The organism is Streptomyces sp. NPDC107765, from assembly GCF_055657085.1.
In genome coordinates this window covers 107,100-129,321 of the sequence record NZ_JBVKBL010000009.1, presented here as the reverse complement: position 1 = coordinate 129,321, position 22,222 = coordinate 107,100, and the positions used below count along the sequence as shown (strand labels likewise).

24 protein-coding genes are annotated in these 22,222 nt (G+C 68.8%); 16 read left to right on the top strand and 8 right to left on the bottom strand.

The window, feature by feature from the left end; genetic code table 11:
* Nucleotides 1–151: 151 nt before the first annotated feature.
* The 3 genes from ACZ7MX_RS22740 to ACZ7MX_RS22730 form a co-directional block, all read right to left on the bottom strand.
* Nucleotides 152–1,102 carry an SDR family NAD(P)-dependent oxidoreductase gene (locus tag ACZ7MX_RS22740; RefSeq protein ID WP_472134788.1) on the bottom strand — a complete coding sequence of 317 codons (951 nt, stop codon included), beginning with the start codon at nt 1,100–1,102 and terminating at the stop codon, nt 152–154.
* 479 nt (nt 1,103–1,581) lie between these two features.
* Nucleotides 1,582–2,040, bottom strand: coding sequence for a hypothetical protein (locus tag ACZ7MX_RS22735; RefSeq protein WP_472134786.1), 459 nt, complete (start codon nt 2,038–2,040; stop codon nt 1,582–1,584).
* Nucleotides 2,041–2,262: 222 nt separating this feature from the next.
* On the bottom strand, nt 2,263–3,174 hold the full coding sequence (locus tag ACZ7MX_RS22730) for a MerR family transcriptional regulator (RefSeq protein WP_472134784.1): 912 nt from the start codon (nt 3,172–3,174) through the stop codon (nt 2,263–2,265).
* Between the two features lie 129 nt (nt 3,175–3,303).
* Here ACZ7MX_RS22730 and ACZ7MX_RS22725 point away from each other — a divergent pair, with 129 nt between their 5' ends.
* From ACZ7MX_RS22725 to ACZ7MX_RS22715, 3 genes are all read left to right on the top strand, one after another.
* On the top strand, nt 3,304–3,678 hold the full coding sequence (locus ACZ7MX_RS22725; RefSeq protein ID WP_472134782.1) for a peptidase inhibitor family I36 protein: 375 nt from the start codon (nt 3,304–3,306) through the stop codon (nt 3,676–3,678).
* A gap of 116 nt (nt 3,679–3,794) precedes the next feature.
* Nucleotides 3,795–4,664, top strand: a complete 870-nt coding sequence (locus ACZ7MX_RS22720; protein ID WP_472134780.1) for a hypothetical protein — start codon at nt 3,795–3,797, stop codon at nt 4,662–4,664.
* 106 nt (nt 4,665–4,770) lie between these two features.
* Nucleotides 4,771–5,139 carry a beta/gamma crystallin-related protein gene (locus ACZ7MX_RS22715; protein WP_472134778.1) on the top strand — a complete coding sequence of 123 codons (369 nt, stop codon included), beginning with the start codon at nt 4,771–4,773 and terminating at the stop codon, nt 5,137–5,139.
* A 149-nt stretch (nt 5,140–5,288) separates the two neighbouring features.
* Here the strand turns inward: ACZ7MX_RS22715 and def are convergent, their stop codons facing one another.
* Nucleotides 5,289–5,951 carry a peptide deformylase gene (gene def / locus ACZ7MX_RS22710; RefSeq protein ID WP_472134776.1) on the bottom strand — a complete coding sequence of 221 codons (663 nt, stop codon included), beginning with the start codon at nt 5,949–5,951 and terminating at the stop codon, nt 5,289–5,291.
* A gap of 104 nt (nt 5,952–6,055) precedes the next feature.
* Between def and ACZ7MX_RS22705 the strand changes: the two genes are divergently transcribed.
* The 4 genes from ACZ7MX_RS22705 (at nt 6,056) to ACZ7MX_RS22690 (ending at nt 8,976) form a co-directional block, all read left to right on the top strand.
* Nucleotides 6,056–6,634 carry a winged helix-turn-helix domain-containing protein gene (locus ACZ7MX_RS22705; RefSeq protein WP_472134774.1) on the top strand — a complete coding sequence of 193 codons (579 nt, stop codon included), beginning with the start codon at nt 6,056–6,058 and terminating at the stop codon, nt 6,632–6,634.
* A gap of 201 nt (nt 6,635–6,835) precedes the next feature.
* The gene (locus ACZ7MX_RS22700) at nt 6,836–7,132 is read left to right on the top strand and encodes a DUF1330 domain-containing protein (protein ID WP_472134772.1); all 297 of its coding nucleotides are present in this window, start codon (nt 6,836–6,838) and stop codon (nt 7,130–7,132) included.
* A 505-nt stretch (nt 7,133–7,637) separates the two neighbouring features.
* A complete protein-coding gene (locus ACZ7MX_RS22695; protein WP_472134770.1) occupies nt 7,638–8,303 on the top strand; it encodes a transposase in 666 nt (221 codons plus the stop codon).
* A 37-nt stretch (nt 8,304–8,340) separates the two neighbouring features.
* Complete coding sequence (locus ACZ7MX_RS22690; protein ID WP_472135089.1) at nt 8,341–8,976, top strand: HAD family hydrolase; 636 nt, start codon at nt 8,341–8,343, stop codon at nt 8,974–8,976.
* A gap of 41 nt (nt 8,977–9,017) precedes the next feature.
* Here the strand turns inward: ACZ7MX_RS22690 and ACZ7MX_RS22685 are convergent, their stop codons facing one another.
* Complete coding sequence (locus tag ACZ7MX_RS22685; protein ID WP_472134768.1) at nt 9,018–9,899, bottom strand: alpha/beta hydrolase family protein; 882 nt, start codon at nt 9,897–9,899, stop codon at nt 9,018–9,020.
* 185 nt (nt 9,900–10,084) lie between these two features.
* Between ACZ7MX_RS22685 and ACZ7MX_RS22680 the strand changes: the two genes are divergently transcribed.
* Together ACZ7MX_RS22680 and ACZ7MX_RS22675 are read left to right on the top strand one after the other, a co-directional pair.
* Nucleotides 10,085–10,924, top strand: coding sequence for a COG4705 family protein (locus tag ACZ7MX_RS22680; RefSeq protein WP_472134766.1), 840 nt, complete (start codon nt 10,085–10,087; stop codon nt 10,922–10,924).
* A gap of 227 nt (nt 10,925–11,151) precedes the next feature.
* A complete protein-coding gene (locus ACZ7MX_RS22675; protein ID WP_472134764.1) occupies nt 11,152–11,952 on the top strand; it encodes a COG4705 family protein in 801 nt (266 codons plus the stop codon).
* 12 nt (nt 11,953–11,964) lie between these two features.
* On the opposite strand, the gene ACZ7MX_RS22670 is transcribed toward ACZ7MX_RS22675, so the two are convergent.
* Nucleotides 11,965–12,372: a hypothetical protein gene (locus ACZ7MX_RS22670; protein ID WP_472134762.1), complete on the bottom strand. Its 408-nt coding sequence runs from the start codon at nt 12,370–12,372 to the stop codon at nt 11,965–11,967.
* 249 nt (nt 12,373–12,621) lie between these two features.
* Here ACZ7MX_RS22670 and ACZ7MX_RS22665 point away from each other — a divergent pair, with 249 nt between their 5' ends.
* From ACZ7MX_RS22665 to ACZ7MX_RS22655, 3 genes are all read left to right on the top strand, one after another.
* A complete protein-coding gene (locus ACZ7MX_RS22665; RefSeq protein ID WP_472134760.1) occupies nt 12,622–13,332 on the top strand; it encodes a YqjF family protein in 711 nt (236 codons plus the stop codon).
* 120 nt (nt 13,333–13,452) lie between these two features.
* Nucleotides 13,453–14,088: a hypothetical protein gene (locus ACZ7MX_RS22660; RefSeq protein WP_472134758.1), complete on the top strand. Its 636-nt coding sequence runs from the start codon at nt 13,453–13,455 to the stop codon at nt 14,086–14,088.
* 131 nt (nt 14,089–14,219) lie between these two features.
* Nucleotides 14,220–14,420, top strand: a complete 201-nt coding sequence (locus tag ACZ7MX_RS22655) for a hypothetical protein (RefSeq protein WP_472134756.1) — start codon at nt 14,220–14,222, stop codon at nt 14,418–14,420.
* 54 nt (nt 14,421–14,474) lie between these two features.
* Here the strand turns inward: ACZ7MX_RS22655 and ACZ7MX_RS22650 are convergent, their stop codons facing one another.
* Nucleotides 14,475–15,107, bottom strand: a complete 633-nt coding sequence (locus ACZ7MX_RS22650; RefSeq protein ID WP_472134754.1) for a TetR family transcriptional regulator — start codon at nt 15,105–15,107, stop codon at nt 14,475–14,477.
* Nucleotides 15,108–15,202: 95 nt separating this feature from the next.
* Here ACZ7MX_RS22650 and ACZ7MX_RS22645 point away from each other — a divergent pair, with 95 nt between their 5' ends.
* From ACZ7MX_RS22645 to ACZ7MX_RS22630, 4 genes are all read left to right on the top strand, one after another.
* Nucleotides 15,203–15,367: a DUF1427 family protein gene (locus tag ACZ7MX_RS22645; protein WP_472134753.1), complete on the top strand. Its 165-nt coding sequence runs from the start codon at nt 15,203–15,205 to the stop codon at nt 15,365–15,367.
* A complete protein-coding gene (locus tag ACZ7MX_RS22640) occupies nt 15,364–16,398 on the top strand; it encodes a DAPG hydrolase family protein (protein WP_472134751.1) in 1,035 nt (344 codons plus the stop codon). Before ACZ7MX_RS22645 ends, ACZ7MX_RS22640 begins: the two co-directional genes overlap by 4 nt.
* A gap of 1,002 nt (nt 16,399–17,400) precedes the next feature.
* On the top strand, nt 17,401–19,827 hold the full coding sequence (locus tag ACZ7MX_RS22635; RefSeq protein ID WP_472134749.1) for an SdrD B-like domain-containing protein: 2,427 nt from the start codon (nt 17,401–17,403) through the stop codon (nt 19,825–19,827).
* 317 nt (nt 19,828–20,144) lie between these two features.
* On the top strand, nt 20,145–20,831 hold the full coding sequence (locus ACZ7MX_RS22630) for a hypothetical protein (protein ID WP_472134747.1): 687 nt from the start codon (nt 20,145–20,147) through the stop codon (nt 20,829–20,831).
* Here ACZ7MX_RS22630 and ACZ7MX_RS22625 read toward each other — a convergent pair whose 3' ends face one another.
* Complete coding sequence (locus tag ACZ7MX_RS22625; protein ID WP_472134745.1) at nt 20,832–22,175, bottom strand: right-handed parallel beta-helix repeat-containing protein; 1,344 nt, start codon at nt 22,173–22,175, stop codon at nt 20,832–20,834.
* Nucleotides 22,176–22,222 lie beyond the last annotated feature (47 nt).

The following is a 22,222-nucleotide window of genomic DNA, read 5'->3' as shown; positions in this document are numbered from 1 at the left end:
GCACTCGGGGTGTGAGCGCTGGTGGAGAATTCCAGAGAGCCCCAACAGTGCTGGTCAGCGGCTGTGCATGGCGCGCGTTGCCGCCCTGCTTCGTCGGCTGCACGAGGCGGTCATGCTCCGGCTCGACCATGCCGGCCTCATCGACCGGAGGCTATCCGACGATAGTGCCAAGGTCGGCGCCGGTCAGATCACAGCTCGCGTCCCACAACCGCGTCGCGACGGAGGTGTCGGCGAGGTGGTCCCACACCGGTTCACGTCGGGGCTCGCCGCGCAGGCCGAAGACGCGCGGTCCCCACAGCTGGCCGCCACGCACCCCAGGGTCGAGCACCGCCCGGACCGCGGGCCATGCGCCGGCGTGCTTGCCCTGGACGAGGAGGGCCGCCGGTACCGCGCTCAGCCGTGCGCCGGTGGTGCGCACATGGACCGGCGGCCGTGACGGGGTGAGGGAATCCAACGCGCCGCCGGGATGGACCACCATGCTCGCCACCGTGCTGCCCGCAGCGCGCAGGCGGCGGTCGAGTTCGATGCCGCAGTACATCTGCGCCAGCTTGGAGCGTCCGTAGGTGCGCTTGGGCCGGTAGTCCTTCCGGGACTGCAGGTCGTCCAGGTCGAGCCGCTCGGACTTCGCCGCGAAGCTGCCCATGGTCACCACGCGAGCCGCCGGCGCAGCCGACAGCAGCGGCATCAGCCGTTGGGTCAACGCGAAGTGCCCGAGGTGGTTCGTGCCGAACATGAGCTCGTGACCGTCCCCGGTCTCCCTGCGCGGCGGGTCATCGAGCGCGACACCGGCGTTGTGGACCACCGCATCGAGGCATTCCACGTTCAGAGATTCCACCGCTGTGGCGAGCGACGAGAGGTCGACGAGGTCCAGCCGCACGGCCCGCAACCGCGCGCCAGGGACACGCCCACGGATCGAGACCATGGCGATCTCGGCCTTCGCGGGATCCCGGCTGCCGAGCACGACGGTCGCTCCGGTTGCCGACAGCTGCTCCGCAACGAAGTACCCGATACCGGCGTTGCCGCCGGTGACCAGGAAGACGCGGCCATCGGCACGCGGCAGCCGTCGGACATCCCAGGGTGAGGCGGAGGGCGTGGACACCATGACGACGGGGCTCCCTTGCGTTGACGGACGATGCGACTGCCCCGCTGGGCAACTCGACACCCACGGTTCCAGCAGCCACCGACACCTCGCCCATGGATCACCGACAGCCCCGCCGACAGCCGGCATTCCCCGAAGCGGTGCCGGCCCGTCGCCGCACCGTGCCGCTGAGCGACGCGTTGGCCAACCGAAGCGCTCAACAGCCACCTGGGGCGCTCCGTCATGAGCGCCGGTGTGACTGTGCATCGCAGTCAGCCAGTCTGGCCACGTAGGCGCTCAGCCGGTTCGGAGGGTGGGATGAGACAGGGCGAGCGGTACGGCTCTCACGAGTCGGCCGCGGTTCCGGCGGCGGCCAAGCAGGGCCCGGCGAACGGAGAAGAGTGCGCCGCGGTGTCGGTGAGCAGGCATGCCGCATCCTTGTCGGGAACGCCGTTGTGTCCGCATGCGGAGCTACGCGTGAGCACTCGAACCGGGCAGGTCGCTCAGTCGTCGGCGATCTGCAGGGCCAGCGCGTAGTGCTCACCGTCCGTCCCGGCGAGCAGGCTGTCGAACAGCGGGGTGAGTCCGTTCACTGCGCCGCATCCGGCGTCGTGATTGGTCCACCAGCTGGCCTCCGGCCCGAGCAGAGACACGACCCGGTCCGCCGCGCGCTCGGCGGCCTCGGCGGGCAGGTGCCGGTGGCCCGGCCAGACCAGGTCGACGGCCGCGACCTGAGCCAGAAACGCGGCGGCCTCATCCCTCTCCACCGGTTCCAGAGCAGCGCAGATCTCCCGGAGGGACGGCGGGACGTACCCGGGCAGGAAGCGCCGCCATGCCTCGTCCACCGCGACCACGGCCAGCAGCGCGCGAACCTGAGCCGCCAGCTCGGGCAGGTCGGGTTCCGGCTCGGCGAACCGCCCGGCCGCCACGTACACCCGCATCGGCGTGGACAGCTCTGCCATACCCGCTTCCAAGCCGGCCAGGATCCCCATGGACATCACAGCGGAATTCTGCCGCACGCTCCTGCTCGCTCCGCGACGCGCACCCTGGCCAACCAAGGCGCGCACTCATAAGCGACGTGACTGAGCGTTGTGGTTTGCCAGTTGGCCATCTGCAACGGGCGGGCGGCACCGGCAGGTCCTAGCGGGAATGCCCCACCCCTTGAGGCCCTTGGTGGAGGGGCGTTATCGCGCCGGCGCCAGCGCGGCTCGTTCCCGCGAAGCGAGGGCTTCGACCAGCCAGCAATGCGTGACCCCCAGATTGGGTCGCTGAGCGGCCGAGATCGTGGCGACGTGGTGCCAGTACCGGCGAAAGAGGGGGATGGTGCTGCGCAGCTGCGCACCCATGAAGGCGCGGAATCCGGGGGTGTCGTCCTCGCCACGGGAGCGGGCGCAGGCTCGGGAGAAGTGGTCCAGGACCTCTCCGGGCTGGGCTGGCAGGCCGTCGGCGACTGTGTCGGCGGCGAGCTCGGAGGTATCGAGGAGTTCCGAGTACAGCGACGCCTTGTCGCGCACGTTGGGGCAGGCCCAGTAGACGGGGAAGTCCTGGTGCCTGGTGAGTGTGTGCAGCTCGGCGTAGGCCAGGACCACCTCGGCGGTGGGATTCTCCGGAGGATCCGGAACGGCCTGCGCGGTAATGGCCTCGGCAAGGCGCGCCGGCACGGAGGCGGGAATCGTCTGCCCCCATGCCCGTGCGAGCCGGTCTTGGGCTTCCGGCAGACGCTGAACCCGGGACAACACCTCCAGACGGCGGAGCCGCTCATGTGCGGAGCAGTTGTCCAGTGCCTCCAGGGTGGCTTGGCGCCAGTGGAGTTCGGTTAATCGGCTCCGCACCAAGCCCATCTCGTCGGCGATGAGGTCGCCGAGGCTGCGTTCGCCGGAAGCCAGCTGGGTGAGGGTGGAGATCGGGGTGTCCAGCGCGCGCAGCCGCTGGACCAGGTGCAGTTGTTCCAGCGCCTCCGGCCGGTAGCGGCGGTGGCCCCCGGCGCTTCGCTCAGCGACGGGCAACAGGCCGACGTCGGAGTAGTACCGGACCGTCTTCACCGGCAGCCCGGTGCGGGCCGCCAGCTGCCCGATGGTCCATGTGGTCTCGCTCACAGCTACTTGAACCTCCAGCGCACGGGAGCTCTTAGCGTACGAAGTGCCGGTCAGGCACGAGCACCAGAACCGGCCACCACATCACCCCTCTCAGGTGTCCCACCTGAGAACTGACCCGAGGGGAACCTCATGCGTATTCGTCACATCGTCGCGGCGGGCACCGCCGCTGCCGCACTCACGCTCGGTGCCGCGCTGCCTGCCTCCGCCGATGCCCACGCGGACAGCGCCGCGGCCAAGGGCCGTGTCACGAAGGTCAAGGTCTACCAGGACGCCAAGTTCAAGAACCGGAACACGACCTTCACCGAGAACATGCGGAACCTGAAGAAGGACGGCTGGAACGACACCATCAGCTCCGCCAAGAACCTGGGCAACCGCACGGTCACGTTCTACCAGGACGCCGGCTACACGGGTGCCAGCTTCTCCCTGAAGCCGCACCACAATGAGGCCCACTTCGGCCACCACTCGAACATGAGTGACGCCACGAGCTCCATCGAGTTCAGCTGACGGCAGGTCCGTTCGGGAACGAACACTGACGGGCGGGGTGCGGCCACGGGGGACCGCACCCCACCCCACCTGCCACCGAACCCGACTCACCGCGCACCGCACGACGAGAGGCAACCATGTCGCCCTCCCGCGCCCGGGCCGCCACCGCGCTCGCACTGCTGCTCCTGGCCACCACCGCCTGCACAGCCGCGGAACACGAGCCCACGCCCGCCCCGCACTCCCCGCCTGCGTTCCGGCAGGCCGGGCAGCTCCGGCTGCCGCTGGACGCCTATGTATCCACCGTGGCCGAGACCCATATCGTGGAAGACGCACAGGACATCCTCATGCACCGGTGCATGAACGACCTGGGCATGGAGTGGAAGACCCTGCCGCCGGTGGACCCCCAGGACACCAAGCCGCCGAACCTCCGACGATACGGCGCCGACAAGGCCACAGCCGTCCGCTACGGGTACCACCCGAGCCCCGACCCGCCGTCGGTCGTACGGCGCAACCGTGCCTGGGACGAGCGCGACGCGCTCCCCGCCGAGGTGCAGCGCGCGGCCTACGGGGCCTCCGGCCAGGGCGGCTGCCTCAAGGCCGCCCAACGCCAACTCGTCGGCGACACCGCCCCACCCGACGACCACGCCTTCAACCAACTGACCGGCACCGCCCTGGAAACCTCCCGGCGGACCCCCGAAGTACGTGACGCCCTGCACACATGGCACGCATGCATGGCGAAGGCAGGCTTCGACTACCCGGACCCCTATGCCGCCGCCGGCAACGAGCGCTGGAAAACGGCCGACCCCACCCCCGTCGAACGCGCCACCGCCCGCGCCGACGTGGCCTGCCAGAAGTCGGCGAATCTGGTGAAGGTATGGACAGCGGCCGAGACCCGCATCCAACACCGCCTGATCCGACAGAACACCGACCGCCTGTACGAGGCAAAGGTCCGCAAGGACCGCTGGCTGGCAGCCGCCCGCAGCGTCCTGAAGCGCGAGGGCGGCTGAGGCAGGGGGCCACGTCCCGGCCGCGGCATCCCCCGGCCGCCCGCGAGCCCCACAACATCACCGCCCCCGAAACACATCGCACGACAGACATCGAAAGAGGCACATCATGCGCATCAGCCACATAGTTGCGGGCGTCGCCGCTGCACTCACGCTCGGCGCCTCCCTACCGGCCTTCGCCGACAACTCCCAGGAGGCCGCCGGCACGCTCAAGCCCCGCGAGGCGAAGGTCAAGCTCTACGAACAGCCCCACTTCAAGGGCAGGTCCGTGGGCATCACCCACAACGTGGCAAATCTGCGGGCCCACGACTGGGACGGCAGCGGCTCCGCCACCAACCCGGGCAAGCGCACGGTCACCTTCTACCAGCACGCCGGATACACAGGCACCCACTTCTCCCTGGCACCGGGCGCAAAGGAGCCCCACTTCAGCAACCACCCCGGCATGAGCGACGGACCAGGCTCCCTCCACTTCCGCTGACGGCGAGCGGCTGCTGATCTTCCCCGCTGCATCGAAAAGTGCACCCAAGGGCGCGAGAGCCTGGTCGGACGCTCTCAACGGGGCTGCCGGAAGGCGTGCGCGCTTTCCCACGCCTTCCGGGAGGACAGTGGCCGATGCCACCAGGCGTCTCACCGCCCCAGACTGGCAGTCCTGCTGGCGCGTTGGGCGAAGACATCCTCACGGCGGTCTTCCATCTGCCGCAACGCGTCCTTGCGGTCCCGCTTGGAGAGCCGGTCAAGATACGTGTGGCCGACGAGGTGATCGGCCTCGTGCTGCAGGCACCGGGCGAAGTATCCCGTCGCCTCGATGACGAGAGGGTTGCCCTCCATGTCGAACCCGCGAGCGATGGCACGATCGGTACGAGGTACCTCCATAGCGGCACCGGGCACGGACAGGCAGCCCTCGAATTCGTCAACGAGGCGGCGGCTCCCGGGATCGGGCAGATCCACAACCGGGTTGAGGAGGTGACCGACATGCCGAATCCCATTGTCGTCCGGGCAGTCATACACGAACAGCCTCAGACCGACGCCTACTTGGTTGGCTGCCAGGCCGGCACCTTCGGCCACATACATAGTCAGGAACATGTCGTCGATTAACGCCGACAACTCCGCAGTTCCGAACTCCGTCACCTCCCGGCACGGACGGCTAAGGATCTCCTCACCCACCACCGTGACCCGCCGCACCGAACCCCGTTCCGCCTCCGGCGGCAGAACGGGATACGAGTCGACGGGTTGGCCCTGCACACGGACTCGCCGGTCTATGGGACGGGAACGATCGTGACGAACAGGCATTGCTGTCTCCCCTTCTGCGCGCACACACCGTGAAAGGCGCTGCGTCCTGATGCCCCCAGCAAGAACACTTGCCAACTCCTTTGCAAAGTAGCAGAGTTTGCAAAGTGACTGGAGATGACCTTCGCCCTCAGCCCGGCCAGAAACGTGACGCCAGCGACGAACTGCGTGAGCACGAGGTCCGCACGGCCCTGCTGGACCTGCTGGCCGAAGTCGGTACCGTCACGGCGACCGAAGCCGCCACCCGACTTGGCTACAGCTCTGGGCTCTGCTCGTTTCACCTTCGGCAGCTCGCGCGCCACGGACACATCGAGGAAGCTCCTCGCCGCGGGGGGCGTGCACGCCCTTGGCGCCTGAGGCAGCGCAACCCCTCCGCTGGTGCACCCGAGGAGAAGCACTTCGGCGACTTGGCCCGAGGGCTGGAGGACCAGAGCTGGCAGCGATGGCTCGCCCAGCGCGACCAAGCGCCGATCGAATGGCGCCACGATGAGGCATTCAGCGCTGTCGCCTACCTGACGCCCGAGGAGATGAACCGGGTCGCGGACGCCATCCGACGGACGCTCGCCCCCTACCAAGACCGCGAGCAACGCCCCCTGGCCCGACCTGATGGCGCCCGCCCGGTGGCTCTCATCACCCGGCTGTTCCCGTTGCTTCTCCACACAACAGACGAGACAGGCCAGGTCTGAGAACGCGAGGACAGCACGACGTCTCGCCCGGGAACGGCCGTCGAGCAGCCATCGAGCGTCGCTCTTCACTTGCCATTTAAGGTCGGCGTCCCACAGCGCCTCGGGCTTGAACAGGCTCGTTCTGCCATAGCTATGGGCGCTTGCTACACACCCTGCTGCTAGCCGGATTCGCTGGTTGACGCACCTGGCAGCATGGCTGACATGCCTGCTTACGTGATTTCTGAGGTTGAGGTGCTGGACGAGGAACACGCTGACGCCTACCGGGCATTGGCGGAGGCTTCCATCCGTCGCTACGGCGGTCGCTATATCGTCCGCGGTGCTGTACCCGAAGCCTTGGAGGGCACCTGGCCCTCGTCGCAGCGAGTGGTCATCGTCGAGTTCCCGGATGCAGACCGGGCCAAGGAGTGGTACACGTCTTCTGAGTATGCGGACGCGCTTGAGGTCCGGAATACAGCCCTGGAACGGCGGCTTCTTCTTGTTGAGGGGGTGTCTGAGTAGCGTCGCGATCGTCCGACGTCGACGCGCCTCGAACTTGACCGTTGTTTATACAGTTCAGCGGACGTGAAGCTGGCCTTCGTCTGACCCTTTGCATCGTCGCAAGGCACAGGAACAGCACGAAGGCCGTGGCTCGTGAGTCCGGTACATCAGGGCCTCCTGCGGGAAGCGGTCGCGAAAGTGCCATGCTTCCGGACGGAGTTGTACGCGTGTCTGACTGCCCCGGGCTACGCGCTGTCGAGCTGTGCGACGCGCTGTTGCGCACGGACGGACCAGTTCGGACGTTGGTTGGTCCTGGCGGTGGACGTCTCACTCGAGCTGCGGCCGGACACCGCATCCTGCCAGGACAGTTCCTTCGGCCATACCTACGGCCGGATCAGAATCAGAACGAGCGTCGGATGTCCCCTGTCTGGCCGTACTCAGTCGTGGCCGCGCTGGAGACCGGCCGCATGTCCTGGACGGCAGTGCCGGATGCCGTCCGGCTGGAGCCCGGCGCCGATGGCGCGCCGTGACCACCGCACGGATCTGCGAAGTCGTCGAGCGGCTCGTCGCATCCGGCCAGTGGAAGGACGGTAGCGCGGAGATCCTGGTGGTGCTGGACGCCGGATACGACGCACCCCGCATCGCCCACCTCCTGGCCGGCTTGCCGATGCAGATCCTCAGCCGCCTTCGCTCGGGCCGGGTGATGCGACGGCCGACACCACCGCGCGTCTACGACCCCAAGGGCGGCGGGCCGCCCCAGCACGGCGGCGAATTCGTCTTCGGCGACCCCGCCCACTTGGGGCACAGAACAGGCTGTCACGACCACGGACACACGCCTCTATGGGAAGGCCACCGCCCAGGCATGGGGCCGGCTGCATCCGCGGCTGACATAGCGGGTGGCCTGGCTCGACCACGACGGACCGCTGCCCGTCATCGAGGGCACCGTCATCCGCCTGGACGTGGAGACGCGGCCCAGCGGAGGAGTGGCACCCCGCCCGGGGCGACCGCCCGGATCGAAGAACCGCCACCCGGCTACCCGCCGCGCCGGGTGGATCGAGTCCTCTCCACCGGCCAGGCATACAGCGGACCGACCCACCCCTCACAAGGTGGGCACCACACCACGGCGCGTTGGATAAATCTCACGCTTCAAGCTTTGTCCAGCAAGCTGCCTGCTCAGGGCTGGATGGCATGATCGAGGCGTGATCGGTGAAACCGGCAGTTCCGGTGCCATGAGGTATGTACTGTTCGATGTCGATGGCACGTTGATCGATGCCGTAGACAATCAGCGCCTGGTCTGGCGAACGTGGGCACAGCGTTGCGGACTGGACCCCGACGAGGTCTACCAAGTGGCGCTGCGGACGAGGCCGATGGAGACCTTCGCGCAGGTTGCTCCGGACAAGGACCCCCGAGAGTGCCTGGCCGCACTGCACGAGTTGGAGGACGAGGACGTTCGTTCCGGCTCCTATACGGCCTTCGACGGCGCGGCGGAGTTGCTGAATGATCTGCGGCCGGGGGCCTGGGCACTGGTGACCTCGAACTACGAGCACCGGGTGCGTGGACGTTTCGCGCGGACGGGTTTGCCGGTGCCGGAGGTCCTGGTAGATGCGGCCGCCGTTGAGGAAGGCAAGCCGTCGCCGGTGCCGTATCTGCAGGCCGCCGCGCGGCTTGGCGTCAAACCGGAGGATTGCCTGGTCATCGAGGACGCCCCCTCCGGGGTGCAGGCCGGCCTGCGTGCCGGGATGACGGTGTGGGGCGTCAACACCCCTGTGGCGGCGAGCGGGGTGCACCGCCACTTCAACAGCCTGCGGGCAGCAGTGCACGACATCCTCGCCTTCGCGTCCGGCCGCCCCATGGCCGACCGGTAGGGACCGGTCATGGTGAAAGGATCTCGTCCTGACTGGCGCGATCAGGGCGTCTGAGCCGTCCTGACCAACCCGATCACCGGGCTGAGGCCGCGCTGCTCGTGCCACAGCGCCTTTCCCTTTACGTTCCGAGGGCGTGTGCGAGGGCTTCGTCGAGCAGCTCCCGCAGGGCCGAGGAGGTCGGGCCGCGGCGGTGGCCAACAGGGCCGGCCCCCCCCCCGGCCAAAGGGGTGATGAGGGCGCAGCCGTCGTAGGTGCCGTCGCGGAGCAGGACGGGGTCGCGTTCGGAGGCTCTCTCGGGTCACGAGACTGCCGACTCCGGGGGCCACTTGGAAGACCGCGCGCACTCGGGCGTCCGTGAGGTCTGCCCCGGCGGCGTCCAGTGCATGTGGCGACGACTCGTCCAGCGGGTGCTTCTTCCGCAGTGCCTCCAGCGCGCCGGGGAACTCGGGAATCTCCGGCAAAGGCACCGCCCCCGTCATCACCGCCCACAGGATCTGCGGATCGACACGCGCACCGGCAAGTGCCACCGCCGTATAGCCGCCCAGGGAGAAACCCGCCACTCCGACCGGGCCGAGGGGCTGCTCACGGGCGAGCGCGTCGAGGGCGAAGGAAACGTCTCGGGGCCGTTCCCACACGTGCAGGAAGCCTTCCGGCTCGTAGCCGTCGATGAAGTTGTTGCCGTGGTGGTCCAGGGCCACGACTCGGAAGCCTGCCTCGCGCAGAGGTCCCGTCAGCCACTCCATACTGCTGCCCGAACCGCCGGTGCCGTGCGAGACGACAACCAGCGGGGCGGGGAGAGCCGGCGGACGGTCCGGCTCCCACAGGTAGAGACGGACGGGACGCGGACGAGCCGGATCCCGCAGGTCAGTGCGGGACTCGTCGTACAAGACACGTATCAGCGGCTGCTCCCCGGAGACCGTCATGGCGACATCGTAGGAGAAGCTGCCTGTGTGCACGGCAGCTCTTCCCATGCCTCGGCCCCCGTCCAGTCCGAACCGTGAAGAACAGGTCACAGTCACTCGCCGAGCGCACCTGGCGATGGGTGATGCGCGCGGTGCCGTGCGGCAGTCAGGATGTATTCAGGCCTCCGGTGGCACGGTCGCTGTCCATGACCTACGAAACGTCCCAGGCATCTACGCTCACCGAGGCGGGTGGGTCCGCCGCTCCTGCGCGACACCGCCTGCACTGGAACAAGGTGCCCGAAGTCACCGTCTACTTCTGGATCATCAAGGTGCTGTGCACGACGGTCGGGGAGACCGCGGCCGACCTGCTGAACGAGAAGGCCGGGCTCGGCCTGACCGGTGTGTCGGTGCTGATGAGCGCGCTGCTGGCCGTGGTGTTGGTGGTGCAGTTCCGTACGAGTGCGTACCGGGCGGGCGTGTACTGGCTCGCCGTGGCCTTGATCAGCGTCGTCGGCACGCTGATCAGCGACAACCTCACCGACAACATGGGCGTGCCGCTGGAGACGAGTGCGACGGTCTTCGCCATCGTCCTCGCGGTGGTGTTCGTGGTCTGGTACCGGCGCGAGCGGACGCTGTCCATCCACCACATCGACACCACGCCCCGCGAGTCCTTCTACTGGCTGGCGGTGCTGTTCACCTTCGCGCTCGGCACCGCCGCCGGTGACCTGGTCTCCGAGCGCATGGACCTCGGGTACTGGCTGTCTGCGGTCCTGTTCGCGGCAGCCATCGCCGCCGTGGCCATCGCACACTTCGCCCTCGGCCTGGACGCGGTGTGGAGCTTCTGGATCGCCTACATCCTGACCCGGCCGCTCGGCGCGTCCATCGGCGACTACCTCTCCCAGCCGAGCGGGGACGGCGGCCTGGGCCTGGGCACCGTGATCACCAGTGTGGTGTTCTTGGCGGTCATCCTCGGTCTGGTCGTGTACCTGGCGGTGACGCGCAAGGACGTCACCGAGCCGGAAGGGAGCACCCGACACGCGGCCTGACCAGCCGACCGGTCCCTGTTCAGGATGCGTTCAGGCTCTCTGTGCCACGGTCGATGATCTCGGCCGCCGTCCGCGGTCGACTCATCTCACAGGGCGCTCGTCCCGGACCGGGGGCGGGCGCCCTGTCGTTCCACCGAACAGGAGACGTTGAGTTGGAGACATCGGAGGTCCTCACGGACCTCGACGTGGCGAGCACATCGAGCACGTCGAGCACGACCAAGTCGGTGATGAAGAAGCTGCCCGAAGTCACGCTGGCCTTCTGGATCATGAAGATCGCCGCAACGACCTTGGGCGAGACGGCGGGCGACCTCTTCGCGCAGACACTGAAGCTGGGCTACTTCCTCACCACGATCGCGCTGTTCCTGATCTTCGTGGTGACGCTCGTGGTCCAGCTGCGATCCAGCCGCTACCACCCGTTCTTCTACTGGACCGTGATCCTGTCGACCAGCATGGCCGGCACCACGATGTCCGACTTCATGAACCGCGACGCCAGCGCGAAGTACCTCTCGAACGGCGCGGCGAAGCTGGGGTGGGGCCCGCAGGGCCTCGGCCTCGGCTACCCCGCCGGAGCGGCGATCCTGATTTCGATCCTCCTGGCGATCTTCCTTGCCTGGAAGCTGAGCGGCATGACGTTCCAGATCCGCGACATCGTCACCTTCAAGGGCGAGGCACTGTTCTGGTCGGCGATCCTCGTGTCGAACACCCTCGGCACGTCCATGGGCGATTTCCTGTCCGACAGCTCCGGCCTCGGCTACGCCGGCGGCGCGCTGCTCGTGACCGGGGTGCTCGCCGTGCTCGTGGCGCTGATGAAGGTGCCCGCGGTGCCGAACGTGCTGCTGTTCTGGATCGCCTTCGTCCTCACCCGCCCGCTCGGCGCCACCGCGGGCGACTTCCTGACCAAGCCGGTCGCCAAGGGCGGCCTGGATCTCGGTACCGCGGGGTCGTCCGCCGTTCTGCTCGTCGTGCTGTTCGGCTTGATGGCCTCCGCCCAGGTGAAGGAGCGCCGGACTGCCGCCCGCGGGCTGTAGAGAAGGAACCGTTCACCCAGCAGGCAGGCTGACGGTGAACCCGGCCCCGGGTGCGTGCCCGGGGCCGTAGGACACCTCGCCGCCGACGGCGCGGGCCAGGTGTCGCGCGAGCGGTAGCCCCAGGCCCGCGCCGTCGTGCCCGTCGCCGGGGTCGGCGCGACGTCCGGCGATCACCTCGTGACTCGCGCAGGTCTCGGCGTCCAACGGGGCGCCCAGGCGGGCGAGTTCGGCCGATTGGTGATCCGCCACGCCGAAGCGCTGATCGGAGCCCACGGCGCTCCCTTGGGTGGCCTGGTCGGTCGTTGCCTGGTCGGTCATGGTGCGCACCGGGCGCAGTACCCGGCCGACGGACAGGCGAGTGAGCCCGTACGTGCAGCCGAGCATCACGATGTCCAGAACGAGCGACAGAGGCCCCGACACGTGCAGCGTGATCCGGACCGGGGCGTCACCTACGCCCGTTTCGGCTAAGGAAATGTCGGGAAAATGCCTCGATGTGCCACTGACCATGCACCGGCTGCCGTGCAGCTCATGCGCCGCATGGCCCCGCCGTGAAGGCGTCTCCACGTAAGTCGTCGCGGCAGCCCCTGCTGCCGAGCGCCCCAGGTGACCGGATGAGGCTCGGAACGACCCGAAGGGCACCGTTTCGCCCGCCCTGTGCGAGGACCCGCCGTGGTCGCGCGTGAAGCGGAGCAGCGCGTGCGCATTCCCGCGCTGCGGGCCGGTTGGATGTCTCAGGCGTTCGTCCACTGGCCCTTCCGCCCGGAGCAGGTGCAGGCGCGGCTGCCCGAGGAACTGGTGGTGGACGAGTATGAGGGGGCGGCGTGGGTGAGCCTGACTCCCTCCCTGATGGCCCAGGTGCACCCTGGCGGGGTGCCCGCCGCCGTGCCCGGACCGACGTTCGCGGAGACCGATCTGCGGACCTACGTCCGGCACCGGAACGGGCGCGATGGGCTCTGGTTCCTGTCCCTCCAGGTGTCGTACCCGCTGATGCTGGCGGCTCGTGCGATGGGCGCGCCCTACGACCTCGGCACGCTGAGCGTTTCTGCGGAGGCGGAGGCCATTGCGTACACGGGCACCAGGCGGCCCGTCGAGCCCTCCTACCGCCTGCGCGTCCGTCCCGGTGATCCGATCCTCAGGCCGACGGAGCGGGACGTCTGGCTGACCTCGCGCCGGCGGGCTTACACCCGACGGTTCGGGCTGCTGTGGGAGACGCCCGTCGAGCACGAGCCCTGGCCGCTGGCGAACGCCGCTGTCGACGAGCTTGAGGAGACGCTGACCACCTCGGCCGGTCTCCCCGCGCCCGCCGGTGAACCCTTGGTGCACTTCTCGGAAGGAGTCAGACAGGTGCGGCTCGGAATCTCACGGCCATGTGACTTGTGACCTGTGACCTGTGACCGGGAATTTCCGGCCGGCCAGACAGGACGGGCCCGGGCGCCCTTCCTGACGCCACGGTCCGCCTTTCCGCAGGACACTCCGTATCGGAGCGGGAGGAGGAACCGGATGCACCACACAGCCGGACGGAGGCGCATCCGGCTGCGCTTCGATGGATGGATCCCGGGCACCGGCACCTCGTCGGGGACGCGCATCGTGCTGGGACACTGGGAGCGGTCGCCGTTCGGGCCGTTCAGCGATGTGATGATCGAGCGGGCGAACGGAGACCGGTTGCTGGTCGCGCCCACCGCCGCCACAGCAGATTTCATCGGCGGCACCTACACCTTCGACGCGGTCAGCGTCGCGCCGGTCACCGTGAGCGTCACCGACGACATGTGGAACCTCACCGCGGGGCCGCTCGGCCTCCGCTTCACCACCGGTCGGCGAGGGCTTTTCGGGCTCCTGCTGCACGCCGTGCCGAACGTACTCGCCAGCCGTCCGGCATGGGGTGCGCTGACCGACCTGCCCGCCCGCGTGCTGCTGGCCGGCGTCCGGGCCCGGGGCAGCGCCGGAGCCGGCCGCCTCGAATGGTACGCAGCGCGGGATCTACGGCCGATCGAACAGGTTACGGCGGTCTTCGACGGTGCCGACCTCGGCGACATGGCACCTGTCCACCCACCCGTGCGCTTCGGCTTCGCTTCGGTGCCCCGTAAGCCCGCCCTGACGCGGGTGGCGACGACGGTGGAGCTCGATGGTGATCTTTGACGCCGGGACGCGCGCGGTGCGGACCGCCCCTCGCTCCGTACCTCGGCGCACTCGTCGGGAGGGCGCCAACGAGACGTCGCGGAAGGCACCGACTGCGCCGCCTGCGTCGTCGGACTCCCCGCCGAGGAGCGGTGACGGCTCCTGTGCGCGGCTTACCGGCCGGACTGCTTCTGCTGCACGAGCTGCGACAGCGGCACCTGGCCGCAGCGGAGAATTCCCTGCACCGGGAAATGCTCGCCCACGCCGCACACGCCACCAAGGACGTCCCAGCCGCCACCTGCCTGCCGGCGGCTCGCCCCTACGCGACCGCGGGCCGGAGAAGCCAGGTGTGAGGCAGAGGCCCTTCCGGCAAACGCGGGCCACTCACACGCGTCGCCGAGGTGGCGTCAGCGGGATGTGTCCCGCAGATAGCTCAGGGCCATCCGCGGCAGCTCCTCGTTGAGCGTGTCCCAGCCGTTGTCCGAGGCCACCTCCTCGGGGGCGGTCACCCGCCACTCAAGCATGGCCTGCGCCGCCCGCAGCACGAACGCAATCCGATCCCGGTCGGCATGGGCCGGCCGGTCCGGGTGGGCCATGAGTGCATCACACAGCCCGGTGAAGACTTCCTGGAGCTTGCTCAGGACCGCCTCGCCGTGGTTCGGCTGGAGAGTGACGCGGAGCATGAACTCCCGGATGAGCGGGGTATTCTGACGGAACGTCAGGATGACCCGTCTGATGTAGCGGGTGACAAGGTCCTCAAAGTCTGCGGACTCTTCACTGACGGACGCCCGATTGGCCTGCTCGCCGCCGATGAGCTGGTCCAGCCAGCGGGTCTGCGCCGCTTCGAGCAGTGCGTCCCGGCCGGCGAAGCGCTGGTAGACCGTGCCGACCGCCACTGCGGCCCGGGCCGCGACGTCCGCAACGGTCACCGCCGCGGCGCCGCGTTCGGCCACCAGCTCCTGTGTGGCATTCAGGATGCGTTCCATCGCGGCGCGGCTGCGCTGCTGCTGCGGGGGGCGGGGTGCGTTGCGCGTACTCACGGAGAGATTGTCGCACCCCCCAGAGGTGAATATAAATTCACGTTCATGTTAGGTTCGGGAGGTCGGAAGCGGCCGGAGCCCGCGCGGAGTCGGAAATGAGGGACGAACGATGCTGCCTTACCTCCAGGCACTGGCAGCCGGAGCGGTCGCCGGTGGGATACGCCGTGCTCAGGGTGTGCTCGCCCGCGCCGCCGCTGATCGGACTCGTCGGCCTGGCGGGCATGCTGCTCGGCTACGGGTGCTCCGGAGCGGTCGCATGAGCCGCGCCCCCGCCCGCGCTCTCGTCCCTTCCGGCACCGGCGTGCTGGCCGGGCTTCTCTACCGGCTCATGGGTGTGGCCACCCCGGCCCCGCCCTGGGTGGCGCTGTGCGGACCGCTCGGCATCGTCGCCGGCCAATACGTCGGCAATGCCGCAGTCATCCGCCTGGGCCACCGACCTCGCGCCAACCACTCGACACCACGGAACCAGCCCCTCCGAAAGGCGATCACCGTGCTTCCCGTGACGTACTACCCGGTCCCCACCCAGGACCTGTTCCGCTACAACGCCGAACGGATCAAGGACAAGCCCTACGCCAAGTACTTCAACGGTGACCTGTGGCTCCACGACGAGGTCCTGCCGTTCCTCAAGGAGCCCATGAGCCCCGAAGCCACGCTCTCCTCGGCCCCCGCCGACCTCAACAAACTGCTCGAACCCGGCTACCTGCCGGGTGAGACCGGCTTCGGCCTCACCGAGGCCGGCCATCCCTACGTCGCCAGCCTGACCCGCTTCCCCGGCTGCTCCCCGGAGATGTTCACCTGGTGGTTCTGGTGGCACTCCGTGGAGCCGGAGCGGTACTCCCTGTGGTACCCCTACAACCACCTGCAGTCCGGGCCCCGCGACCGGTCCGCGCTCACCCGGCCCGGCCTCACCGACGCCGAGCGCTACATCGGCAGCCGGCACGAGATCGTCGAGTACATCGGCCCGCACCGCGCCGAGCTGTGGGTCGAATTCGTGGACCCGTCCGAACTCGGCATGGACACCAGCCGCTTCGCCGAGGCCGGCTACCGCGCCCACGCCTGCGGCCACATCCAGAACGGCTGCATGATCCACCTGGTGCGGGACACCGCTGACGGTTTCGAGCTGCGCAGCCGCTACATATTCGACCAGGGCCCCGCCCCGGCGGACGACAAGGCCCGCCACGGGGCACTGGGCCTCGCCTACGAACTCGTGCTGCACGACCAGATCGAGTTCACCCACCTGTCGACCTTCCTCGCCGACATCTACGGCGAGTTCGGCGGACAGCAGTCCTGAACACGCCGTCCGACCCGATGAGGCGGGCCCCACCAGCGCGGTGTGGGCCCGCCTCACGTCGTACTCCTGGCCCCGCGGCTTCCGACAGGACGGCGGGCCCGCCCAGTCGGCGCGAAGCATCGCCACGGCCGACTCCCGCCCGTCCTCCACAGCGTGCCGGTGCAGGACCGAAGCCAGCGTGACCGCGACCGCTTGATATCGAAAGCCGTCCTACTTCGATTCCGCCGCGTAGAGCTCCAGCGAACCAGCCTGATGACTGCAACCGACCGAGGAGTTCAGTGTGTTCTCGAATGTGTCCTCGAAACCGGTTTAGTCATAGGCCAGTCGACTCAGTTCTCATGGTCCTCGGCAACCACATGTTCACCAACGTCGGTCTCGACTACCCAACGTCCTTGTCTCACGGGCACGTTCCCCCGCGTCATTCCGGCATCAGGCACCCAACGCGACCGGATCCGGCCATCACGTCACTGTCGCACATTCTTCCGGTCGCCATTCTCTGGGCACTCGGGGACTATCGCGGATCCCGAGGGGATTCCAGGAATTCCGCTGGTGTTGGCGAGACTCCAGTGGATAAAATATCGCCCGCTGCTCGCGATGGCGGTCGGTGAGGTAGGCGGTGGGGGGCGAGGGCACCGTGATGGAGTTGCAAGGACATGCAACCCGGCGCCGCCCTGCCCCAGGCTCTGAACGTGCGTTCGCTTTCCCTGGCCTGCGACGCTTACCACTCGCCCGCAATATCTCAAACGATCACGCGATCACCACAAAGCGGTCCACGCACCAGCGTGGGCCCTCTTTCTTTTCCGTGGCGTTCGCGCCGGCGTCCGCGTCCGGGGCCATGAAGGGACGTGCAGCGAGAAGCGGGGGCTTCGTTTTCCTGACAAGAAAAGTGAGGAGTGTGATGCCATGAACCGAGTCGATAGAGACCCTCGCCGGTCGGCCCGGAGGCGTGTGGAGCCGCTGGCGCGCGTGGGGTTATCCGTTCTTTTGCTGGCAGGCGGGGCGGTGGGAGCAACGGCTGGACCGGCTGCCGCTTCGACCGCCGACGGCACGCTGACAGTTGAGGTGCTGCGCGACTTCTTCGGCACCGGCGTGATCAACGCAACGATGGACGTCCCACAGCGGGGCATGAAGGTGGAGATCTCCGACCCCGCTGGGCACCACGTCACCGGCGTCACGGATACCACCGGAAAGGTCGTGGTGTCGGGGTCGACCGTGCTGAACGGCGGCCAGTACCGCATCGACGTCAGCATTCCGGCGCCGTACCGCAACTATCTGCGTGCGGCGCCCGCCTCGACGGCGGAGAACCACTTCCACAGCTTCACGTCGTTCGTGGATGTGTCGGACGGAAAGAACGCCTCGGTGGTGACGGGGGTGTGGGATCCGGCCGACTACGCGCTGCCGGACTCCCGGTATTTCGTCCCTGTCCACAACGGCGCCAACGCATCCGACACCCGGGCGTTGGTGGCCTTCGGGACGAAGGCCCGAGGCACGTGTCCCACCGATGTGTCGTGCCCGGACACGCTGGCCACGCAGGCCCAGGTGGGCACGACGTTCGGGTTGGCGTACGACACCTACCGCAGCCGGCTGTTCCAGGGTGCGTTCGCCCGCCGGTACGCCCCCTACGGGCCGAAGGGCGCCGGCGCTATCTACACGGTGCCGGTCAACGGCTCGGGTGCGCCGGAGCTGTTCGCGCGGGTGCCGGACGCCGCGGTGACGCGGCACGACACCGCCAACCTGATCAAGGATCCCGGGTTCACCGACGCGCCGGGCAAGGAGAGCATCGGCGGCCTGGCCCTGTCGGAGGACGGCTCCACGCTGTACGCGGTGAACCTGCGAACCCGCAGCCTGGTGAGCTTCGACGCGACAGGGGCCACCGCCTCGGCACCCAAGTCGACGGTCCGGATCCCGGACCCGGGGTGCGCGAGCCCCGACGACTGGCGGCCGTTCGGTCTCCAGGTCCACAACAACACGCTGTACGTCGGCGGCGTGTGCAGCGCGGAGAGTACGCAGCGGCGCGCGGACCTGAAAGCCTTCGTCTCCGCCTACGACGGCAAGCGGTTCACCACGGTGCTGAACCACCCGCTCACGGACCAACGCGGCAGCGTCTTCGGTGCCGGCGACAAGGCCACCCACTGGAACCCGTGGAACACCGGCCTGGACACGTGGGACGACCGGAAGACGGCCCCCAACAGCAACAACTTCATCGATCCGCAGCCGGAGCTGGCTTCTCTCGCCTTCGCCCGCGACGGCTCGATGATCCTGGGTTTCCGTGACCGGTTCATGGACGTGCTCAGTTGGGGAGGGCTGGACCCCCGCCCGGGGAACGACACGGCGGAAACCGCCATGTCCGGTGGTGACATCACCATGGTCTGCGCCACTTCCACCGGTGAATACCAGTGGGAAGGCACCGGGAGCTGCCCCAACCACGCCACCCCCGCCAACAGCGGCGGCCAGGCCGCCGATGTCGTCGAATACTTCCCGGGCGACTCCTTCGCCGGCGCACACCAGGAGACCGCCCTGGGATCGGTGGCCTATATCCCCCAGCAGCAGTGGGTCGTCAGCACGGAATTCGACCCGGTCGTCAACGTCGCGACCTCAGGGACCGGCTACCACAACATCACGACCGGTGAGGGCCCGGGCAACAACCCGACCGCCAACGGGTTCCAGTTCGTCAGTCGGGAACAAGGCGGGTTCGGCAAGGCCGGCGGGCTCGGTGACATCGCGTACGCGGCAGCGAACGCGCCGATCCAGATCGGCAACGTCGTGTGGTTCGACGGCGACCACAACGGGATCCAGGACCCGGGGCACGTGCTGCTGCCCGGGGCGACGATCAACCTGCTGGACGCGGACGGCAAACAGGTCGCCACGACGAAGACCGATGCCGCCGGCGAGTACTACTTCGGCGGTGTCGGCGCCGCGTACCAGCTCACACCAGGTGCGAAGTACACGGTGCAGTTCGACGTGTGTACCGCGGACACCAGCAAGGTGCCTGGCCAACCCCCGGCAAGCGCGCTGCGATTCACGCTCCCGCGAGCCGGTGCCAACCGTGCGCACGACTCCAATGTCACCCCGCCGACCACCGGGCGGTTGTGCAACGGCTACGCGCCTGTCACGGCACCGGACAAGCCGGGCGGCGTCAACCACACCATCGACGCCGGGGTGTACATCCCGAAGGCAACACCGACCCCGACTCCGACACCAACCCCGACCGGCACCCCGACGCCGAGCCCGACCTCGCCACCGGCCTCTACGCCGCCGTCACCCGCACCGCCCGCCAACCCGGCCCCCCCGGCCGGTGGGGGCTCGGGTTCGCTGGCGCACACCGGTATGTCCGGGCTGCCGGAGATGATCGCGCTGGTCGGTCTGCTGGTGGGTGTGGGCCTGGTCATCGCGTTCATGGGCCGGAAGCGTCGCGCCCAGAAACACTGAACGAACCGAACAACGGTGAACAGTGATCTGCCTGCCCGCGGTCGCGAAGGCGCGGTCGGGCAGATCACGCCTCGGCCGGTCCACGAGGGCCGGCCTTGGCGTCGTCTGTCACGGGACTGCCGAGTGCCGCGCGACCGCACGGCGGCCGAGCAGTGTGGTGATCGAGAGGGTGAAGGAGAAGAGTGTCAGCGTCGAGCCGCGTGCGGAGCGCGAGAATCCCACCAGCCCCACCAGGCCGTGCGGCTGACCGGCGCCGATGGCTCCGGCCGCGCTGGGCGGCAGCCGTCATCGGCGCAGCGGCCGTCGCGGTGGCCGCGGTGGCCGCGTTCCTTCTCGCAGGCGGCGGCTCCGGCTCCAGCGGTCCGCGCGCGCTGAGTTCGGATGAGGCGAACCGGCTGGCGATCACGCGGTTCCGCAACTACGAGGCGCACGGCCGCGCGGTGCGGATCACTGTGCCGGGCACCGCCGGCGGGCTGATCGTCACCGGGTCCGTCGACTACCGAGGCAAGGTCGGTTACGGCGTGGTGCACGGCACCGGGCGCGACACATCCAGCGACGGGCTCATCGCGTGGACGGCCACCTCGGTGTCCGTCCACCCGATGGCGAACGCCCCGGCGCACGCACCCGCGTCGCCGCCCCGCTCGGCCTGGTTCAGCCGTCCGCTGCAGTCGTCCGGCAGCGCCCTGGACAGTTCGCTGACCATCGCGCTCAGGCTCGGCAGCGACCGGCCGGACAACGCCCAACTGCTGCCGCAGAACGGCGCCGCCTGGCGGGGACGGGACCAGGTCAACGGGCATCAGGTGGACGTCATGACCGGGCCGGCCTCCCCTGGGCGCTCCGGTACGGCGGGCAACGTGCGCTATTGGGTCGGCTCGGACGGCACCATGTACCGGGTCCGCGTCAGCGTGGCTTCCGAGTCCCAGCCGGTGGTCATCGACTTCGACACCCAGAGGTACGTTCCGGTCAAGCCGGTACCCGGAGTCACCCCGACCGGTAGCCGCTGATCAGGACGTCTGCACCCGCGCGTTCGCGGCGAGCAAGGACGCTGACGGCAGCGGGATGCCTGCCGTCTTCGGCAGGGCCGGGACGGCCGGGACAGCGGTGGCGCCCGTAGTGGTGGCGTGGGGGAACTGCGGCTGTGGCTCCGGCGCCGCGACCTCGGTGAACGGGATGCCACCGGGCGCGGTCGGCATCGTCCACCTGCCGGCCGGCGAGGGCGACCTGGCCGGAAGCGGGCAGGACGCGGTGGTCGCGAGCCGGGCGGGCACCGTGGTGCGCAGGTCGTTGCCGCGCAGGCAGTTGCCCCGTCCGCGCGTGGCGGTGGGGAACGTCCAGCCGACGTCGACGCCGTTGCCGGTGAACGTGTTGTCCACGATCTGGTTGCCGAGCGGAGGCAGGTCGGCGGTTGCGGTGATCACCAGCCCGGCACTGCTGTTGCCGGCGATGCGGTTGCGGATGAACTGGTTGTCGCTGCCGCCGTCGATGCCGATGCCGGTCCCCCACCCGCCGTCGGCCTGCTCCGGGGTGGCCCTCTGCTGGTTGGCAGCGATCAGATTGCCCGCGATGACGGCGCCCTGCTGCGGGAGCAGCTTCTCCTGGTGGTCGGAGTCGGTGGTCAGGCCGACCCGGTTGCCGACCAGGCGGTTGCCGACCACGTACATGTCTCCGCCGGCGTTGGTGCCTTCGTAACCGATCGCGTTGAGTTCGGCGATGTTGTCCCGCACCACGATGCGACAGGGCTTGCACTGTCCGACGTAGATGCCCGAGTCGGCGCCGCCCGACGCGTACGAGTGCTCGATGACACCGTTCTGCGCGGAGAACGCGTAGATGCCGTACAGCCCGTTGCGGGTCGCGGTCACGTGGGAGACCAGGAACGACTTCAGGAAGGTGACCGGCTCGTCGCCGGTGTCGTAGCCTCCGGAACGCCCCGGCAGTCCGGCGACCGCTTTCGCCGAACCGGTGACCAGGACCCCGTTCTGCGTGTTGTTCTTCACGGTCAAGTTCTCCACGGCCACCCCGGGCGCGGTGACGACGATGCCGTTCGGTTGCTGCAACCGCCCGTCGATGACGACCTCGTCCCGGGACGCACCACGAAGAGTGACCCGAGGCGTGGAGACCTTCACCGACTCGTGGTACCTGCCCGGCGCGACCAACACCAGGTCACCCGGGTGAGCGAGAGACACCGCAGCCGAGATCGTCGGGGCGTCAGCCGGCACCCTGATCGTCACGTGCGCGCCGGGTGGCCGCCGGCCGTGGCCCGCCCCGTCATCGCCGGGCCCGCAGCCCGCCACTACGCAGGTCAGTGTGCTCAGTAACGCGGCCATCACGCGAAGGCGGAGACGAGGCATGGCGTCATCCTGGCACGAAGTCATCCCTGTACGGAGGCCGCTTGCGA

What these genes read in the sequence shown, in the direction of transcription:
- ACZ7MX_RS22700 (WP_472134772.1), top strand. Translation starts at nt 6,836, where the DNA reads ATGCCTGCTTACGTGATTTCTGAGGTTGAGGTGCTGGACGAGGAACAC.
- ACZ7MX_RS22725 (WP_472134782.1), top strand. Translation starts at nt 3,304, where the DNA reads ATGCGTATTCGTCACATCGTCGCGGCGGGCACCGCCGCTGCCGCACTC.
- ACZ7MX_RS22740 (WP_472134788.1), bottom strand. Translation starts at nt 1,102, where the DNA reads ATGGTGTCCACGCCCTCCGCCTCACCCTGGGATGTCCGACGGCTGCCG.
- ACZ7MX_RS22645 (WP_472134753.1), top strand. Translation starts at nt 15,203, where the DNA reads ATGAGGGACGAACGATGCTGCCTTACCTCCAGGCACTGGCAGCCGGAG.
- ACZ7MX_RS22720 (WP_472134780.1), top strand. Translation starts at nt 3,795, where the DNA reads ATGTCGCCCTCCCGCGCCCGGGCCGCCACCGCGCTCGCACTGCTGCTC.
- ACZ7MX_RS22640 (WP_472134751.1), top strand. Translation starts at nt 15,364, where the DNA reads ATGAGCCGCGCCCCCGCCCGCGCTCTCGTCCCTTCCGGCACCGGCGTG.
- ACZ7MX_RS22735 (WP_472134786.1), bottom strand. Translation starts at nt 2,040, where the DNA reads ATGGCAGAGCTGTCCACGCCGATGCGGGTGTACGTGGCGGCCGGGCGG.
- def (WP_472134776.1), bottom strand. Translation starts at nt 5,951, where the DNA reads ATGCCTGTTCGTCACGATCGTTCCCGTCCCATAGACCGGCGAGTCCGT.
- ACZ7MX_RS22685 (WP_472134768.1), bottom strand. Translation starts at nt 9,899, where the DNA reads ATGACGGTCTCCGGGGAGCAGCCGCTGATACGTGTCTTGTACGACGAG.
- ACZ7MX_RS22690 (WP_472135089.1), top strand. Translation starts at nt 8,341, where the DNA reads ATGAGGTATGTACTGTTCGATGTCGATGGCACGTTGATCGATGCCGTA.
- ACZ7MX_RS22680 (WP_472134766.1), top strand. Translation starts at nt 10,085, where the DNA reads ATGACCTACGAAACGTCCCAGGCATCTACGCTCACCGAGGCGGGTGGG.
- ACZ7MX_RS22715 (WP_472134778.1), top strand. Translation starts at nt 4,771, where the DNA reads ATGCGCATCAGCCACATAGTTGCGGGCGTCGCCGCTGCACTCACGCTC.
- ACZ7MX_RS22675 (WP_472134764.1), top strand. Translation starts at nt 11,152, where the DNA reads ATGAAGAAGCTGCCCGAAGTCACGCTGGCCTTCTGGATCATGAAGATC.
- ACZ7MX_RS22625 (WP_472134745.1), bottom strand. Translation starts at nt 22,175, where the DNA reads ATGCCTCGTCTCCGCCTTCGCGTGATGGCCGCGTTACTGAGCACACTG.
- ACZ7MX_RS22660 (WP_472134758.1), top strand. Translation starts at nt 13,453, where the DNA reads ATGCACCACACAGCCGGACGGAGGCGCATCCGGCTGCGCTTCGATGGA.